Source organism: Herpetosiphon sp. (assembly GCF_003512625.1).
GTDB classification, from domain to species: Bacteria; Chloroflexota; Chloroflexia; order Chloroflexales; family Herpetosiphonaceae; genus Herpetosiphon; species Herpetosiphon aurantiacus.
Genome location: NZ_DOPT01000038.1, coordinates 40,254 through 56,616 on the forward strand (window position 1 = coordinate 40,254; position 16,363 = coordinate 56,616).

A 16,363-nucleotide genomic window follows, 5' to 3' on the forward strand; every position below is an offset into this window, starting at 1 on the left:
CACAGGAGTTTGTATGTTGCTGAAACGATTTCTAAAACCGATCGACGGATTGAGCCGCTATTGGTTGGCGATTAGCTTAATCCTAACGATTGGCTTGCCAACCACCAATACAGCGGCTTTTACCCAGCCAATTATTGCCTTTGAGCAGGGAAATTGCCCGCCAGGCGAGACCGAAGTGATCATATGGCCGACCCTACAGACCATTTCTTCCACTACGCCCCATGCAGGCGATCCAATCGTAATTCAAGGATCTGGCGGTTTTATTCAATGTAGTGGTGGGTTGTATAACGAATCTGCTCGTTCATTTGTGGTGACACTTGATGCTCAGCCAATTGGGCAGCTTGGCTGCTATGCTAATTATTGCCAGACAACCCTCACTATTCCGCTTACAACCAGTTCGGGTGTCCACCTGATAGCCACTGAGGGAGGTTCGCAAATGTCGATTATCGTCCAACCACAGCGTGCGACGCAGGGTATTCAGTTTCTCCCTATGCTTATTCAGGGAGCTATCGAATAGTTGGATTGCTATTCTAGGTAAGTCCATGCCCCTTGCCCGCTATAGTGGGCGAGGGGCATTTCACTGTGCGTGATGGGCTGTATTTCCTCGCCTTGCGGGCGGGATTTTATAGAGTCAAATAGGGCTATTCGTTGAAGTCTATGCGCCAGCGGAACGATTTGTTGTGTTTTGTTTACCTCCAACTTTGAGCTAGTATAACCCCTCAATTCATGCAATATGATAACCTCCATAATTCCTAACATCTATTGACTACTTAAAGGTTATTTTAGTCTTTTAATAACTAGGTTTTGTTGATAGTTTTTGATATAATCTGGTTACTCATTTACTCCATTACCCTCTTTTGGAGTGTTACGGAGGATTCCCCCATATGACTCCAGTTTTAGTGTTGATCGAAACCAGTGGAATTCAACAGTACATCTTTGGCAGTAACCGCCTACGTGAACAAATTGGCGCATCACATCTCGTTGATCAAGTGACTGATACTTGGTTACAAGAATATGGTTTCTCGGAAGCTGAGCCTCTATTACCACCAAAAGAACTTCCCGCTGCCCAAATTCTTTGGAGTGGTGGCGGTAATACGCGGCTATTATTTGCTAACAGTGAATTAGCGGTTCAATTTACCCGCACATGGAGCGAAAAACTATTGCGTGAAGCTCCCGATTTGCGCTGTTTGGTGGTACATCAAGCCTGGAATGAGAATTTAAATGAAACTCATCGGCAGGCGCTCGCACAGATGCGCCTTAAGAAGCAGACAACCCCAACCCAAACACCCAGTCTTGGCCTTGCAGTGAATGCCTTTTGCCAATCAACCGGTATGCCCGCAACAGGTTTTAATCGAGCTACCGATAAAGAAGCACCAGAGTTGTATCCAGTTTCGCATGCGGTTGCTGCAAAATTGGTTTCACTTAAAGATGCAAACGACAGGTTGGATGAAACATTACTTAGTGCTGAGCAAGCTAAAAAATATGTATTTCCCTACGATTTCGATAACCTTGGGCGGAGTGAACATGAACATAGCTATATCGCCGTGGTGCATATTGATGGCAATGGTATGGGCAAGCGCTTTGCAGCAATTCAGCAAAAATATCGGGATGATGACCAAGGGTATTTAGAAAAAGTACGCAAATTATCTGAGCTAGTGAGATGCGCAAGCAAAAAAGCTTTACAGGAATGTGTAAGGCTTGTTATAAAACAAATTATTGATACGAAAGAGCTTAAAGCAAGCATTCTGTCTGATAAAAAGCCTCCTAAAAAAGCTTTTCGATTTCCGTCGTTAGAAAATGAGTCTGAACAGTTTTTCTATTTAAACGATACACGACAAGGAGATCAAACATTTCTGCCGTTTCGGCCAATTATTTATGGTGGCGATGATGTGACCTTTGTGTGTGATGGACGGCTGGGAATTGCCCTCGCGATTAAGTTTCTCCAAGCGTTTAACCAAGCAAGTGCTCCCGAAAACTTGCATGGGTGTGCTGGGATCGCAATTGTTAAGGCCCACTACCCTTTTGCGCGAGCCTACGATTTAGCCGAACAGTTGTGTAGCTCGGCTAAGCAGAAAATTGGCGACCATAAGGCCTCAGCAATCGATTGGCAAATTGCCATGACTGGAATTACTGGATCATTGGGAGAGATTCGTGAGCGTGAATATCAAACAACTTCTGGTGCATCACTGAGTCTACGTCCAGTTTCAATTACTGAGAATGCGCCATCAGATATGGTTGATTGGAATTCGGTAGCAGAAATTATTGATAACCTCCGATCGAGCGAATGGACTGATAAGAAAAATAAAATAATGCAACTGCGCGAAGTTCTACGCCAAGGCTCAGATAAAGTCGCTGAATTTGAAAAATTATACAAGATTGATATTAATCGAGGATGGATTGATAACGTATGTATGTACTTTGATCCAATTGAATTACTTGATTTTTATTATCCGTTGGAGGCCCGATGAGCAGCTACACAATCAAAATTACACTATTGAGCGATACAACTTTTGGGACTGGTGATGGCATTGTTGGTTTAATTGATCAAGAAGTTGAATATGATCAGTATGGATTTCCATTCTTGCGCGGACGCACGCTCAAAGGTTTGCTTTGTGATGAATGCGATACCTTTATTGCTGGAATTGAATCTAATTCTAATCCTGAATTTGATGAAATTCGACGAATGCGTGACCAATTATTTGGAGTTGGTGGGAGTGTAGCTAGAAAAGAATCACGCTTGCATTTTAGTGATGCGATTTTACCATTAGCGATTCAGAATACGCTTAAAAGCTATGAATTACCAACCCATGAAATACTCAATGCATTAACCGTTATTCGTCGCCAAACTGCGATTGAGAATGCTACAGGAGTGGCAAAGCCACATAGTTTACGGTCGCAACGGGCAGTTATTCATGGATTAACCTTTGAATCTATAATTGATTGCAAACAAGATTTAGAACCAGCAGCCAAAGAATTATTAGATCTCAGTTGTCGTTTGTTACGGCGTTTGGGCACACAGCGCAATCGTGGCCGTGGCCGAGTTAAATGCTGCTTGATCGATCATTCCTCAGCGAACCAGCATGATAGAGATGAACATAATAAGCCAAATAATTTTTCTACATTGAAGCAATTACTGGGAGTTGAAGCATGATTTCATTGAAATATACCATTACAACCGAGCAACCACTTTTAATTACTTCGTTACAAGGTGATCCCAATAGTAGCGTGTCGTTTGATTATATTCCTGGCAGCGCAATTCGTGGCGCATTAATTGGGCTGTATCAACAAAAAAAACAAAGCACTGCTGACTTACTTGATGATCCTACGGCTAAACGTTTATTTTTTAGCCCTCAAACCCGCTTTTTAAATGGCTATTGCGCGATTGACGAAGCACGCTGTTTGCCGTTGCCAAAATCATTGCGCAGCAAGAAACGAGCTGAGCTAAGTCAAGGTTTATGGGATAGTAGTACAAAGCAGTATCTCGATAGCGATTTACACGATAAATCTGAGCATCGATCGTTTAAGTGGCGTTTTGGTTGCTTGGATTCAGCCCAAGCACTGCATCTTGCTGATTCTGTTAAAACGGTCTTGAATATTCATACGGCGCGAGATCGCCAAAAGGGCCGGGCAACTTCGGGTAGCGGCGCAGTTTTTCGCTACGAGGCAATTGCTCCAGGCCAAGGCTTTATTGGCTATATTTTGTGTGAATTGGATACAGATGCTGCTGAAATTCAAAGCCTGCTTAAGCAATCGCAATCGTTCCTCTGGCTCGGCGGTTCGCGCAGTGCAGGCTATGGCAAAGTGCGGATTGAGTTTGAAGCAGTTTCAGATTGGGCGGAATACACTCCAACTAAAATTGATAGCTCTCTGAATACGATTACCTTGCTGAGCGATATGCTAATTCGCGATCAGCAAGGGCAATATACAACTGATTTGGCTGGCAAGTTAGGTCTCAAGCCAGTTCCGGAATATTCCAATATTGCTAGCACCATTATCGGTGGCTTTAATCGCAAGTGGGGCTTGCCGTTGCCTCAAGTGCCAGCAATTGCTATGGGCAGCGTTTTTGTAGTTAAAGGTGACCTCAGTCAACATTATCAAACGTGGCTTGAACAGGGGATTGGTGAGCGGCGCAATGAAGGTTTTGGGCGGATTGCGATTAATTGGCGGCCACAAACTGATAATCAAGGCAAATTTACTCCTTTAGTAATCAAATCCAAGCCAAAATCTGCTGATTCAGCGCAGCCAACAACCCAACCAGCCTCAATACCTTCAGAACCCATCGATAATCCGCAACTCAACCTGATCAAAGAACGGATTATTCGCCAGCGGTTAGACCAGCGTTTAGTCACATTAGCCCAAACGTATTCCATTGATGCTGGGACGATTACCAGCACGCAACTAGCACGTTTATGGCTGACTGCACGCAATAATATTGGCAAAAGGGGCTTAACGGGATTAAATGATTTGGTTGGAAGTCTGCCTACAAATGCTCAAAATCAATTTGAACGCGCGAGAATTAACCAACAGTCGTTGTTGGATTGGCTCAAAGATCTTGCTAATAAAACGAAGCCAATTGACTGGGATGAACATTTGAATTTACCAAAACCGCTGGAAATTCCTTCAGAATTACGTGATGAATACACCTTGCGCTTAGTGATGTCGGTCGCCAAACAAGCCCGCAAACAGCTTAATGCCAACAAGCCAGCAGATGGAGCGCCACAACAATGAGTATTAATGCAACTCGTATCATTCGTAAACGGATTATTTTCAAGGCCGAGCTAGTGCTTACAAGTGCGGCGGTCTTCAGTAATGGTGATAGCGACCCAATTATTGATATGATGATTCTGCGCGATAGTTGTGAGCCGCAAAAGGCGCTTTTGCCAGGTAGTAGTTTGGCTGGGGCTTTACGCAGTTATTTAAAAGATATAACCAAAGATGACACAGCGATTGATAAATTATTTGGCTGTATCGGTGATGAAGAGGTTGGTGAATATTTTGGGCAAAGTCGGCTCTTGATTAGTGATGCAGTCAGTCGTGAGCCGATTCAGGCTGAATTACGCGATGGGGTGCGGATTGACCATGCCACCAGAACTGCTGCTGATCAGGCAAAATATGATTTAGAGGTGTTGCCAGCCGGAACGTGCTTTAGCTTAGAGCTTGAATTTATTGTACTGGAAGAAGTACCAACTATCAATCTGTTGCCATTAGTAGTTCAAGCTTTGCATGGCCTTCAGACGGGCCAAATTAGCCTTGGCATGAAGAAAAATCGTGGATTGGGGCAATGTAGCGTTAAAGGTTGGGATATTTATGAAATAGATATGACCAAGCCTACTGAAATTTTTGGCTGGCTTGAGCGTGATGATAAGAACCCTATTCCTACCGCTGCGCAACATTCTAATCTCTATGACTATTTTGGGTTCCAACCTGCCGATGCCAGCCGCTATCCGGTAACGCTTACAGCAAATTTTACCTTTGCTGATGATGCGATGTTAATTCGTTCGGCTCTCCAAACCAATAATCTAGAAGATCTGATCAATAATCCGGATGATCAGACTGTATCCAAGAAGATTCCCGATCCTGTGCATTTGCAAACACGGGTTGATGGCACGTTGCAGCCCGTTATTCCTGGTACAAGTTGGGCTGGGGTTTTGCGCCATCGGGCTTTACGCATTTTGAATACTTTGAAAGTGGCAACTGCCGAGCAGCAACTTGATGAGTTATTTGGCTTTGTTATAGAGCAGCAAGCTAAAGCACAGGCCAGCCGAATCATGATCAAAGATAGCATTATTCAGCACCCTGCGACTGAACCATTAGTGCAAAACCGCATTGCAATTGATCGCTTTACGGGTGGTGCGTTTGATGGGGCGCTGTTCAGCGAAATGCCGGTGTGGAAAACCGACCAAACTTGCGTCACGCTTGAAATTTCGATCAAACCACCCCGACCAAAAAAAGAAGCCCAACAAGATCAGCAAAAACCAGAAGATACGCCACAGCCTGATCCTAAGCCAACGCCTAAATTTAATCAGGCTGAAGTTGGCTTGTTGCTGTTATTGCTCAAGGATTTGTGGACTGGCGATTTGGCGATTGGCGGAACCAGTAGCATCGGGCGCGGGCGACTTCAAGGGCTTGAGGCCACGTTAACCGTCGATGGTGCTGAATTTTGCTTCAAGCAAGCCACTGATGGTATCGGTTCATTGCATATAACAGGAACTGGCAAGCGAGATCAATTACAAATGTATGTTGAAGCGATCGGAGCGTCCTCATGAAATCACTAAGCGAGATTATTCAGCACTTCATTCCTGATCAAGCTAGCACAATTCAGGGTTTGACATTTAAGTGGTTGCTAGCATTTGCGATCGATGGAGTTATTTGGGGCAAATTTGATGCTGATCGGCTGATTATGTATGAAAAATCCGATCTTCAAGGCTATAACGAGGCGATTCAAGCCAGTTATACCCCATTTCGCTCAGAAACCTTGCAGCAAATGTTGATTTTTGGTGAGCAAGCCCAACTTTCAATCTGGCGCGACGATGATCAATGGGGTAGCCACATTATTCGCGATAGTGCGAATATTATTGATGAAACGCAAATATTATGGGGAACCCATGCCGAGGCCGTTGGTGATTGGACATTTTTGACTGATGGCAACCAAGGCATGCACCACTTAATCCCCTTGGATTTGGCGACTTGTAATGCCCAAAAAAGCAACGGTGTTGCTTATCAAATCGAGCAAAAACCTAATGGGCAACGCCAATTTAAAGCCAAACTTCAGTTTGAGCGAACAGAAGCCGATTGGCGACCAGCCCAGTTGGTGTTGCACCATTCAATCGAATTCGATGAACATGGAATCGCCACAATTCGCGCTAGCCGCTATGTTGATTTGCGTTGGCAAACTCAAGGAGCTGAAGTATGAAAAAGCACATTCGTAAGATAGAAAATGATAACCGTATTGCAATTGCGCCTTACAATTTTGTGCCCCTACCGGATCGGGTTATCACGCTTGATCCTGATAAAGATAAGATCGATCACGCTAGGTATGCTAATAATAGAAATACTGGGCAAATTGACTGTAAACTGACAACGGAAACGGATCTCTATATTCGCAGCGGATTAACTGCCAGCGAATTTGCAGCGTCGCAACAAAATGCCCAACCCGTAGATCCTCCCCAACGTGCTAGTTTAGAAGAATTAATCGCAGTATTACAAACCAACCCGAAAAATAAACCCCAATTTTTCTCCACTACCAATAGCAATCAACCTGTAATTCCGGCTAGCTCGTTGCGCGGCATGATTCGTTCCTTGGTCGAGATTGCTAGTTTTAGCAAAGTTGGCTGGGTGAGTGATAATCCTCAATTCTTTTTTCGAGCAGTAGCCGACAATAAGAGATCTATAGGGATCTATTATAAAAATAAAATTAAAAATGTTCAGGCAGGGTATGTTTGTAAAATTGGAGATAAATGGGTAATATTCAAAGCGAAAGTTATTAATGGGAAAAATTTTTGTTGGTATAAACCTTGGAATTCCTTGAACGACGATATTATCAGAGAAATTGGCATATCTATGTTTAATGATAATGATTTTTCTATAGGTTATAAGCCAATATATTTTGATAATCCGAATTTTGATGAACACAGAAAATTTATAACAGATAGAATATCAGTAAGAAATAATTTGAATAATAAAGGATTTATAACTAATAGTGGTAATATGTTAGAAACAGGTGAGGAAGGAAATAGTAATAGGAAGAATTATTGTATTATTTTTGAGAAATCTCAAGAGCATAAATACACAATCAATGATCAAGCAATCTATGACTACTGTAATAATCTGACTGAATTTCAAAAATTATTAGGCGAAAAAGGATGTCTGATAAATGGTCGTCCTATTTTCTTCATTGAGCCTACTCAAGAAAAAGGGGAAGTTATTTATTTTGGGCATAGTCCTAATTTTCGTTTGGCTTATCGTAGGGATGATCTCGATAAAGCAGTATCAGCCTTGGATTGTCTCCCTTCTGAAATCAGTAGTAACTTAAATATACCTGATCTGGCCGAATCAATCTTTGGTTATGTGCGTCAAACCAAAACAAATGATCAGAATCGGGCTGCCGTTAACAATAGCTTGTCTCAAGAGGGAGAAAAAAAGCAAGCCTTAGCCGGGCGGGTATTTTTTAGTAATGCCCATCTCTCGCCTGAACAAGGTGATGTATTAAAAGAAACACACATTCCGCAGATTTTGGCTAGCCCGAAACCAACAACCTTCCAGCATTATTTGGTTCAAATAGATCCTGCGCAAGATCAATTAGCGCATTATTCAACCAAAGGTGCTGTAATTCGTGGGCGTAAACTGTATTGGCATCAACAACCTTCAAATGCTTATACGACCGATATTAAACAGGTTGAAAAAGCTCAAACCCAATACACTTGCATTACTCCTGTAAACCCAGGCACAACTTTTGAATTCACCATTCGCTTTGAAAATTTGAGCGATGTTGAATTAGGGGCGTTGTTATGGGTGCTGGATCTCGCTTCATGTGCAGGAAAATATCGCTTTAAACTGGGTATGGGCAAGCCTTTAGGCCTTGGTTCAGTGGCGATTAATTATGAGTTGCAATTGACTGACCGCAAACAGCGCTATCAGCGCTTGTTTGCTCGTGATGGCAATTGGGAGACGGGTTTTGAACCATCAAGCCAAGCGACCCAAACCAAGGCGATTGATGCCTTTTGTAAGTTTATTGATGATAACCTTGGTATGGATATTGAGGAGACCGAACAAATTCAACAACTTAGATCATTGTTAGCCTACCGTAACGGCGAAGGAATTTTATTTGCAGGGTTTTCGAGTGGTGAAGACTCAGCCTTACGTTATATGGAGATTGAACGGAATACCAAGATGTCGTTTTTGCCAAGTCAAGAGGATAAAAAAAATAAGGAAGCAATGATCAATGAATATGATGATCGTAGAGTTTTGCCAAAACCTTCGCAAGTTGCACCGCCACCTCCCCGAGAATTACCACGACCACCAATCGCAGATGATCCAATAAAGGTTACGGTGCGCCGTGTCACACGATGACAGATCACCCGTTCAACGGGTAGGGATTGGCTCGAATATCCTTGGTTCACCAGCCTTACCTAGCGTGGAAACACAAAGGGGACAGCAGCATGGCTGGAAAGCGGCTAAAGGGCAGAGGCGTTGCGCCCCGACGTGCCGCAAGAACCGCACTCTATGGTTAATGCTGAATTGCATCAAGTCTAGTCTCATCCATATGCCGTAGCCATGCCTGGAAAAACGCCTGGTAATCACCAGTGTCGCTCATCTGATCTCATTTGCCGTACCAATGAAATCAACAGCCGATGAGCGTGGAGCCTCCAACGGGGAGGTTAAGAGACGAACGGACAACCTACGGGGTGCTAGTACGTCTGTCATCGATTGGAACACGGGATCGCCTACGGGTCGCGAGGCCTATGGCGACGGAACTCCCATAGTAGTCGTGGGCGTAACGACCCATTGCGGCGTATAGGAAAGCTATACACAGGGCGAAGGGGAGTAGGTGATTTTTGACTGTTCTGGTAGAAAGGAGCGCGAGATGCGCACAGCCGACACTATTTTGGCAGTCATTCGTGATCGTGGGCAACGAGGATTGCCCTTAGCGCGTGTCTATCGCATATTGTTCAATGAGGATCTCTATTTGCGTGCCTATGGGCGGCTAGCAACCAAACAAGGCGCACTCACCAAAGGAAGTACAGACGAAACTATTGATGGAATGTCAATGGCGAAAATTCATCGTATCATCGCCGATCTTCGCCGCGAGACCTATCGCTGGACTCCAGTACGACGGGTCTACATCCCAAAAGCAACGGGAAAAACCCGACCTTTAGGGGTTCCTACATGGTCAGATAAGTTGGTTCAGGAAGTCTTACGCTCCATTCTCGACGCGTATTACGACCCCCAAATGAGCGACCATTCACATGGTTTTCGTCCGAACCGTGGATGCCATACGGCTCTTAAAGCCATTCAGCGTTGCTGGACGGGCACACGGTGGTTTATTGAGGGTGATATTGCACAATATTTTGACACGATCAATCACACGACACTCCTCACAATATTGGCGAAACGCATCCACGATGGCCGTTTTCTTCGGTTGATCCAGACACTCTTGCAGGCAGGATATCTTCACGATTGGGTGTATCATCCGACGCTGAGTGGAACACCACAAGGCGGGGTAATCTCCCCACTCTTGGCAAACATTTACCTGCATGAATTTGACCAGTTTGTCGAACATACGCTGATACCTGCCTATACCAAAGGGCAGAGACGGAAAGTCAATCCGGCCTATGCACAGATGGAACAACGAATCAGCAAATTACGTCGTCAACGGGAGTACGCAAGCGTTACCCCGCTCCTGAAGGAGCTTCGCACCCTGCCCTCCCGTGATGTGCATGATCCTGATTACCGACGGTTACGCTATGTGCGGTATGCCGATGACTTTCTCCTTGGGTTTGCGGGAACAAAAGTGGAAGCAGAGGCGATCAAACAGCAGATTAATGTATGGCTGTATGATCATCTCCAATTAAAACTGTCCACTCAGAAAACGCTGATCACGCACGCAAGTAGTGATCCAGCCCATTTTCTTGGCTATGACATCGTGACGCAACAGGCAAATAGCAAACAGACGGGAAACCGACGCATTGTGAATGGCCGGATCGCGTTACGCGTAGCCCGCGCAACGATTACTGCGAAATGCAACCGCTATATGAAAAACGGGAAGGCTACCCACCGACCCGAACTGCTGAGCGAAACCGACTTTACTATTATTGCAACGTATCAGCAGGAATATCGTGGCATTGTGCAATATTACATGCTTGCCCACAATGTATCGCATTTGCACCGCCTGCATTGGGTTATGAAGCAATCCTTGCTCAAAACACTGGCTGCCAAACACAAAACAACTAGTGCCGTGATGCGAAGGAAATATCTGGCAACACAGCAGTTGCCTGACGGGCGCAGAATGCTCTGCATTCGCGTATTCGTCGAGCAACCAGCACGACCGCCACTCATAGCTCAATTTGGTGGGATTTCTTTGCGCCGCAATCCAATGGCAATCCTCAATGAACGTCCACCCCAACTATGGAATGTGGGAACCGAAATTATCCAACGCTTGAAAGCGCAAGAATGCGAGCTATGTGGAAGCCATGAAGATGTGGAAGTCCACCATATCCGCAGGCTTGCCAACCTAAAGCGATCGGGACGAACGGAAAAACCACAATGGATGCAACGCATGATTACGCGGCAACGAAAAACGCTCGTAGTCTGTTCTCAATGTCACCACCGCATCCATGCTGGAAAAACACTACCACAGCAAATCACGAAATAAATCACTGGAGAGCCGGGTGCGGTGAAAGTCGCATGCCCGGTTCGGAGGGGGGCGGATGGAAAAGGACGCAAAGCGTACCTCGCCAGCCGCCTACCCTACGTTATTGAGATCATTGGTACGAAGGTTATTGTTCAAAGTCCAGTATACCCCAATATAAGAATAGAAGTTGATAATATTGACGGAAAATCAATGAAGCCAGGTTTTCCTGCCAAAGTAATTATTACTGAACATGCTGATAATAATCTTGTTAAGGCCAAATGGGCTAAGTAAAGGAGCTTAATGATGTCCGTAAAGTTGATTACTTTCTTGGGTAATGTAAGAAAAACTGAGCAAAACCCCAAAGGCTATCAGTTGACCAAATATCAATTTCATGATGTTGAAGAACCTTATGAAACATGTTTTGTCGCTGATGCAATTGCAAGGAAATTTGCTGTTGATGAGGTTCGTGTATTTGTAACGAAGGAAGCAATGGCAAACCATCTCGAAGATCTGCAACAAGCATTGCAAGATACAAATATTCCTGTTTATCCAGTAAAGATCGAGACACCTGATGATAGCGATCGCTATATTTGGGATATTTTTAACAAAATTACCGATGAAGAAATTATTAAAAAACATGATTCGATTGTATTTGATGTGACACTTAGCTTTCGCTCTATCCCAATTCTGGCATTTCTTTCCAATATATATCTTCAAAAAATTCGGGAAACTGAATTAAAGGCAATTGTCTATGGAGAATTTATACCTGGAACATCACCAACATATATGCGAGATTTATCAGTCTTTGCTAGAATTTTGGATTGGACAACCGCCGTCAGTACGTTTCAACAAACGGGCCGAGTGGAAAACTTAGCTGCACTTGCCAAGAATCTCGGTGGTGAGCCAGTTGAGCAATTTGCCAAGCAACTTGAAGCTTTCTCGCAAGAGTTGCTAGCGGCACGGCCAGTTGGCACTACTTGGGCCGCCTCGAAATTGCCAGCCTTGCTTGAACAGGTCAAAAACGATTCAAGACCTGAATCAACACCACTTGGTTTGTTGCTTGATAGTATTGCCGAAACCTATCAGCAATTTGATCTGAACAGAGGGCCATTAGCGACACTTGATGCTACATATGAAGAAGCTAAGGTTAAGGATATTCAATTTCTTAAAATTCAGCTTGACATGATTAAATGGTATATCAAAAAAGGCTTGCCCATTCAAGCAACAACTTTAGCTCGAGAATGGCTTGTCTCACTTGCAGATTATTACCAAGATACAGCAGTTAATAGTTTTTCGTATAAAGAGCGTGATAAACTTAGCCGTTACATTAACAATTTTATACCCCCTAGTAATACTCCAAAGATACCTGATATTCAGCCAAGTAGTCGTTTAAAGCAACATGCTCAAGGTATTGCAGATGTATGGGATTCAATTCGTAATATAAGGAATGATATTGCTCATTGTGGTTATGATCGACCCAAGGCCAAAGAAGCAGCTAAGTTACAGGCACATTTGGATTCACTTGAAGAAATGCTAGATCAACTATTACCTTAACAGGCATAATTTCAAACGGAGAAGTGTGAGGAGTTGGTTTGCCCTCATCTTGATAATCTGTGCCAATCTGTGGCTAAAACTGGGGGTTGGGGAATTTAACGCAGAGGCGCAGAGGGTCTTAGGGGCTAGGGTTCAGGTACGTGGCACAGCAGAATAATTGGTGAAATTCGTGGAATTCGTGGCTAAAATCAAGCCTTCGTGTGCTTCGTGTTCTTCGTGGATCGAAAAAGGGATCAGGAACTAACCCCTGATCCCTAGCCCCTGACCCCTACTATTTAAACCGCACAATCCGAATGAAATCGGCAGCTTTGAGCGAGGCTCCGCCAACCAAGGCTCCGTCGATATCCGGCTGAGCCATCAATTCATCGACGTTATCAGGCTTGACCGAGCCACCATACTGGATAATCACCGCATCAGCGGTTGCTTGATCGCTGAGCGCGGCCAATTCGGCGCGAATCCGGGCGTGCATGGCTTGGGCATCGGCTGGAGTGGCTGTATCGCCAGTGCCAATCGCCCAAACTGGTTCGTAGGCAATCACGACCCCGCGCAATTGCTCGGCACTTAATCCAGCCAAACTGCCGCGTAACTGCCCAACAACGACGCTCTCTGCTTGGCCACTATCGCGTTCGGCTTTGACTTCGCCAACACACACGATTGGCTTGAGGCCGTTGGCTAAGGCGGCATGGGCTTTGCGATTGATCAACGCATCAGTTTCGCCAAAATACTGGCGGCGTTCGCTATGGCCTAAAATCACATAGCTACAGCCCAATTCCTTGAGCATTTGGGGCGCAATTTCGCCAGTATAAGCTCCCTTGGCTTCGTAGTGCATATTTTGCGCACCCAAGGCCACGGCAGTGCCATCGAGTAATGGTGCTAAACTGCCCAACAAGGTGAATGGTGGGCAAACCAACACATCACGATCGGTTAGATCGGTCAAATCGGCGCTGAGTGCTTCGACTAAGGCCACACCCTCACTGACCCCGTAGTGCATTTTCCAATTACCAGCCAACAATGGTCGGCGCATACATCCTCCAAAAAAGCTTTAGAAGCCAAAAACAAATAAGTTTGTGGCAATCGGCAGGTATTGTACAACAAACAACAGCCCGCCAACTGAGGCCATGGCAATAAATGCCCGCATGTCCCAGTCCATAATTTTAGCGCCATCCAATGGCCCATAAGGGATCATATTAAAAATCCCCAGTAGTGAATTGACCACATAGCTGTAGACGGAAATCTTAAACAGAAATTGGATGTTGAGAGTATTAGCGATTGGAATGAGCAGCAACGAAAGCAGCGCGATGACCATATTGCTGGCTGGCCCAGCCGCTGCCACCAACCCAAGCTGTTTTTTGGTCAAATAACCACGATGATGCACAGCCCCAGGTGCGGCAAAGATAAATCCAGTTAATGCCAGCAGCACCGAAATCACCAACATGGCATCGTTGGCAAAAAAATGCGCTTCGCTGCCAAAGCGCCGCGCAACGACGCGATGGGCCAATTCGTGGATGACGATGCCAAGGCCAGCGGCAATCCCCATAATAATCACGGCATCACGCAATGGCATAATATTTCGATATACCAAGGCAAAAGCCAGGGTTGTGCCCAGCCAAGCCTTGGCAAATTCAAAAAGTTCGTTGCGGGGTTTGTTATCTGAGCGAAATGGATAGCCAGCCTGTGGATTAAACATTGAGCCTACTCTCCTTCCGCTGTGGTTTCTGGTGCGTGCTCCCAGCCACCAGCGCCAATCAGCGGCACAAAGCGAACATTGCTAATCGTGGTTTTTTGCCAATTTTGGCCCTGCCGTTGTAGCCGAATCAATTGTTGATCCTGCGCATCGCCAATCGGGGCAACCAAGCGCCCGCCATCGTGCAACTGGCTGAGCAGCGTTTGGGCTAGTTGGGGCGTAGCCGCCGGAATGCTGATGGCATGATAAGGCGCTGCTGTTGGATAGCCCAATGAGCCATCGCCCCAGACTACCTCAATATTGACATAACCAAGATTTCTAAGCCGAACTTGGGTTTGTTGAGCTAGTGCTTGATGACGCTCAATCGTCACGACCTTGCGTACCAATTCGGCGAATACTGCGGCAGCATAGCCTGAACCAGCGCCAATTTCAAGTAGTTGTTCATGAGGATTTAGCAACAATTCCTGGGCCATCAACGCCACAATATATGGCTGCGAGATGGTCTGGCCCAAGGTTAATGGCAGTGCTTGGTCGCTATAGGCTTGGGCTTGCAAGGCTTCTGGCACGAACAAATGGCGTGGCACATTGGCCATTGCCGCCAAAATCCGCTGATCATGAATGCCTCGTGGGCGAAGTTGTTCGTCAACCATGCGCTGACGTTGCTGTTGCCAAACGTCGCTCATAAACCTAGCCCAATTAACGCTTGCGGCAGCGCAATTGTTGCAACCGCGTTGCGTTGAAAATAGCCCAAAAATTCGATATTACCCTCGGCTCCGGTAATTGGTGAGCGGGTCAATCCGGTTAAGCCTAAGCCCAAATTGTTGGCTTGCTGCGCGACTCGTTCGATCACCTGACGATGCACCGCCGAGTCGCGCACGATTCCGCCTTTGCCAACATGCTCTGGGCCAGCCTCGAATTGCGGCTTGATCAAGCAGACGATCCAAGCATCGGCTGTCAGCAACCGCAACATGGCTGGTAGTACCAAGCCCAGCGAGATAAACGAAACATCGACCACCCCGCAGGTGGCGAGTGGCGCTGGTTGTTGTTCGGCATGCGGCAGGTGCTCCAAATAGCGAATATTGGTGCGTTCAAGCACGGTCACCCGTGGATCTTGGCGAATTTTCCAATCAAGTTGGCCGTAGCCAACATCAATTGCATAGACATGGGCGGCATCACGTTGTAACAACACATCGCTAAACCCCCCAGTACAAGCGCCAACATCAAGCGCTACGCAGCCCTGAGGATTAATATTAAAACTATCGAGGGCATGGGCAAGCTTGAGACCACCCCGCCCAACATAGGGCAAACTCGACTTTAGCGTGATTTGAGCCGCAGGATCAATCATCGTGCCAGCTTTGGTTTCGGCTTGGCTATTGACGATCACCTCACCAGCCATAATTAACGCTTGAGCCTTGGCACGGGTCGGCGCAAGTTGTAATTCAACTAATAACACATCCAAACGGTGTTTTTTTACCTTGGTCATTACGCAGTCCTTTGTGTAAACTGGCTTTCATTTTAACTGAAACGCTGTAATTCAAAAAGGCTATAGAGCAAAGCTATCGACTATCAGGGATTTATTGGCTGTTTTGAATCCTAGGGCCACTAGCCTAACTTGGTGATTGATGGCGGTAACCCAGAGAGTAGAGCGATCTACACTGCTTAATAACTAGCTATGCCTCATTAGTCCACGCTTCATTATAGTGCTGTTCCATTGCAAGGGGGATAAATCGTTCGACAGGACGAATAGCCTATAGGCAGGCCTAGGGCTTGGGCTT

Annotated in this window: 13 protein-coding genes; 9 read left to right on the forward strand and 4 right to left on the reverse strand. The window is 45.5% G+C overall.

The genetic code is table 11. The features are described from left to right. The first annotated feature begins 13 nt into the window (after nt 1-13). From DEF47_RS09040 to DEF47_RS09080, 9 genes are all read left to right on the forward strand, one after another. On the forward strand, nt 14-517 hold the full coding sequence (locus tag DEF47_RS09040) for a hypothetical protein (protein WP_041304354.1): 504 nt from the start codon (nt 14-16) through the stop codon (nt 515-517). Nucleotides 518-884: 367 nt separating this feature from the next. Beyond that, nucleotides 885-2,468, forward strand: coding sequence for a Cas10/Cmr2 second palm domain-containing protein (locus DEF47_RS09045; protein WP_012189463.1), 1,584 nt, complete (start codon nt 885-887; stop codon nt 2,466-2,468). Further along, nucleotides 2,465-3,151: an RAMP superfamily CRISPR-associated protein gene (locus tag DEF47_RS09050; protein ID WP_012189464.1), complete on the forward strand. Its 687-nt coding sequence runs from the start codon at nt 2,465-2,467 to the stop codon at nt 3,149-3,151. Before DEF47_RS09045 ends, DEF47_RS09050 begins: the two co-directional genes overlap by 4 nt. After that, nucleotides 3,148-4,728 (forward strand): RAMP superfamily CRISPR-associated protein, encoded by a 1,581-nt coding sequence (locus tag DEF47_RS09055; protein WP_012189465.1) that lies wholly within the window; start codon nt 3,148-3,150, stop codon nt 4,726-4,728. Before DEF47_RS09050 ends, DEF47_RS09055 begins: the two co-directional genes overlap by 4 nt. After that, on the forward strand, nt 4,725-6,266 hold the full coding sequence (locus tag DEF47_RS09060; RefSeq protein ID WP_012189466.1) for an RAMP superfamily CRISPR-associated protein: 1,542 nt from the start codon (nt 4,725-4,727) through the stop codon (nt 6,264-6,266). The genes DEF47_RS09055 and DEF47_RS09060 overlap by 4 nt, the downstream gene beginning before the upstream one ends. Next, complete coding sequence (gene csx19 / locus DEF47_RS09065; protein WP_012189467.1) at nt 6,263-6,913, forward strand: type III-D CRISPR-associated protein Csx19; 651 nt, start codon at nt 6,263-6,265, stop codon at nt 6,911-6,913. Before DEF47_RS09060 ends, csx19 begins: the two co-directional genes overlap by 4 nt. Next, complete coding sequence (locus tag DEF47_RS09070) at nt 6,910-9,069, forward strand: TIGR03986 family type III CRISPR-associated RAMP protein (RefSeq protein ID WP_012189468.1); 2,160 nt, start codon at nt 6,910-6,912, stop codon at nt 9,067-9,069. The genes csx19 and DEF47_RS09070 overlap by 4 nt, the downstream gene beginning before the upstream one ends. 514 nt (nt 9,070-9,583) lie before the next feature. Further along, entirely contained in the window at nt 9,584-11,371 is a 1,788-nt protein-coding gene (locus DEF47_RS09075; RefSeq protein WP_012189469.1) for a reverse transcriptase/maturase family protein, read from the forward strand. Between the two features lie 279 nt (nt 11,372-11,650). Then, nucleotides 11,651-12,904 (forward strand): TM1812 family CRISPR-associated protein, encoded by a 1,254-nt coding sequence (locus DEF47_RS09080; RefSeq protein ID WP_012189470.1) that lies wholly within the window; start codon nt 11,651-11,653, stop codon nt 12,902-12,904. 271 nt (nt 12,905-13,175) lie between these two features. On the opposite strand, the gene tpiA is transcribed toward DEF47_RS09080, so the two are convergent. Genes tpiA through DEF47_RS09100 form a run of 4 tightly spaced genes read right to left on the reverse strand, consistent with a single transcriptional unit; the run spans nt 13,176 to nt 16,071 of the window. Next, nucleotides 13,176-13,928, reverse strand: coding sequence for a triose-phosphate isomerase (gene tpiA / locus DEF47_RS09085; RefSeq protein ID WP_012189471.1), 753 nt, complete (start codon nt 13,926-13,928; stop codon nt 13,176-13,178). A gap of 18 nt (nt 13,929-13,946) precedes the next feature. Then, nucleotides 13,947-14,591 carry a zinc metalloprotease gene (locus DEF47_RS09090; RefSeq protein ID WP_012189472.1) on the reverse strand — a complete coding sequence of 215 codons (645 nt, stop codon included), beginning with the start codon at nt 14,589-14,591 and terminating at the stop codon, nt 13,947-13,949. Between the two features lie 5 nt (nt 14,592-14,596). Next, on the reverse strand, nt 14,597-15,271 hold the full coding sequence (locus DEF47_RS09095; RefSeq protein WP_012189473.1) for a protein-L-isoaspartate(D-aspartate) O-methyltransferase: 675 nt from the start codon (nt 15,269-15,271) through the stop codon (nt 14,597-14,599). Continuing rightward, nucleotides 15,268-16,071, reverse strand: coding sequence for a TlyA family RNA methyltransferase (locus tag DEF47_RS09100; RefSeq protein WP_012189474.1), 804 nt, complete (start codon nt 16,069-16,071; stop codon nt 15,268-15,270). Before DEF47_RS09100 ends, DEF47_RS09095 begins: the two co-directional genes overlap by 4 nt. Nucleotides 16,072-16,363 lie beyond the last annotated feature (292 nt).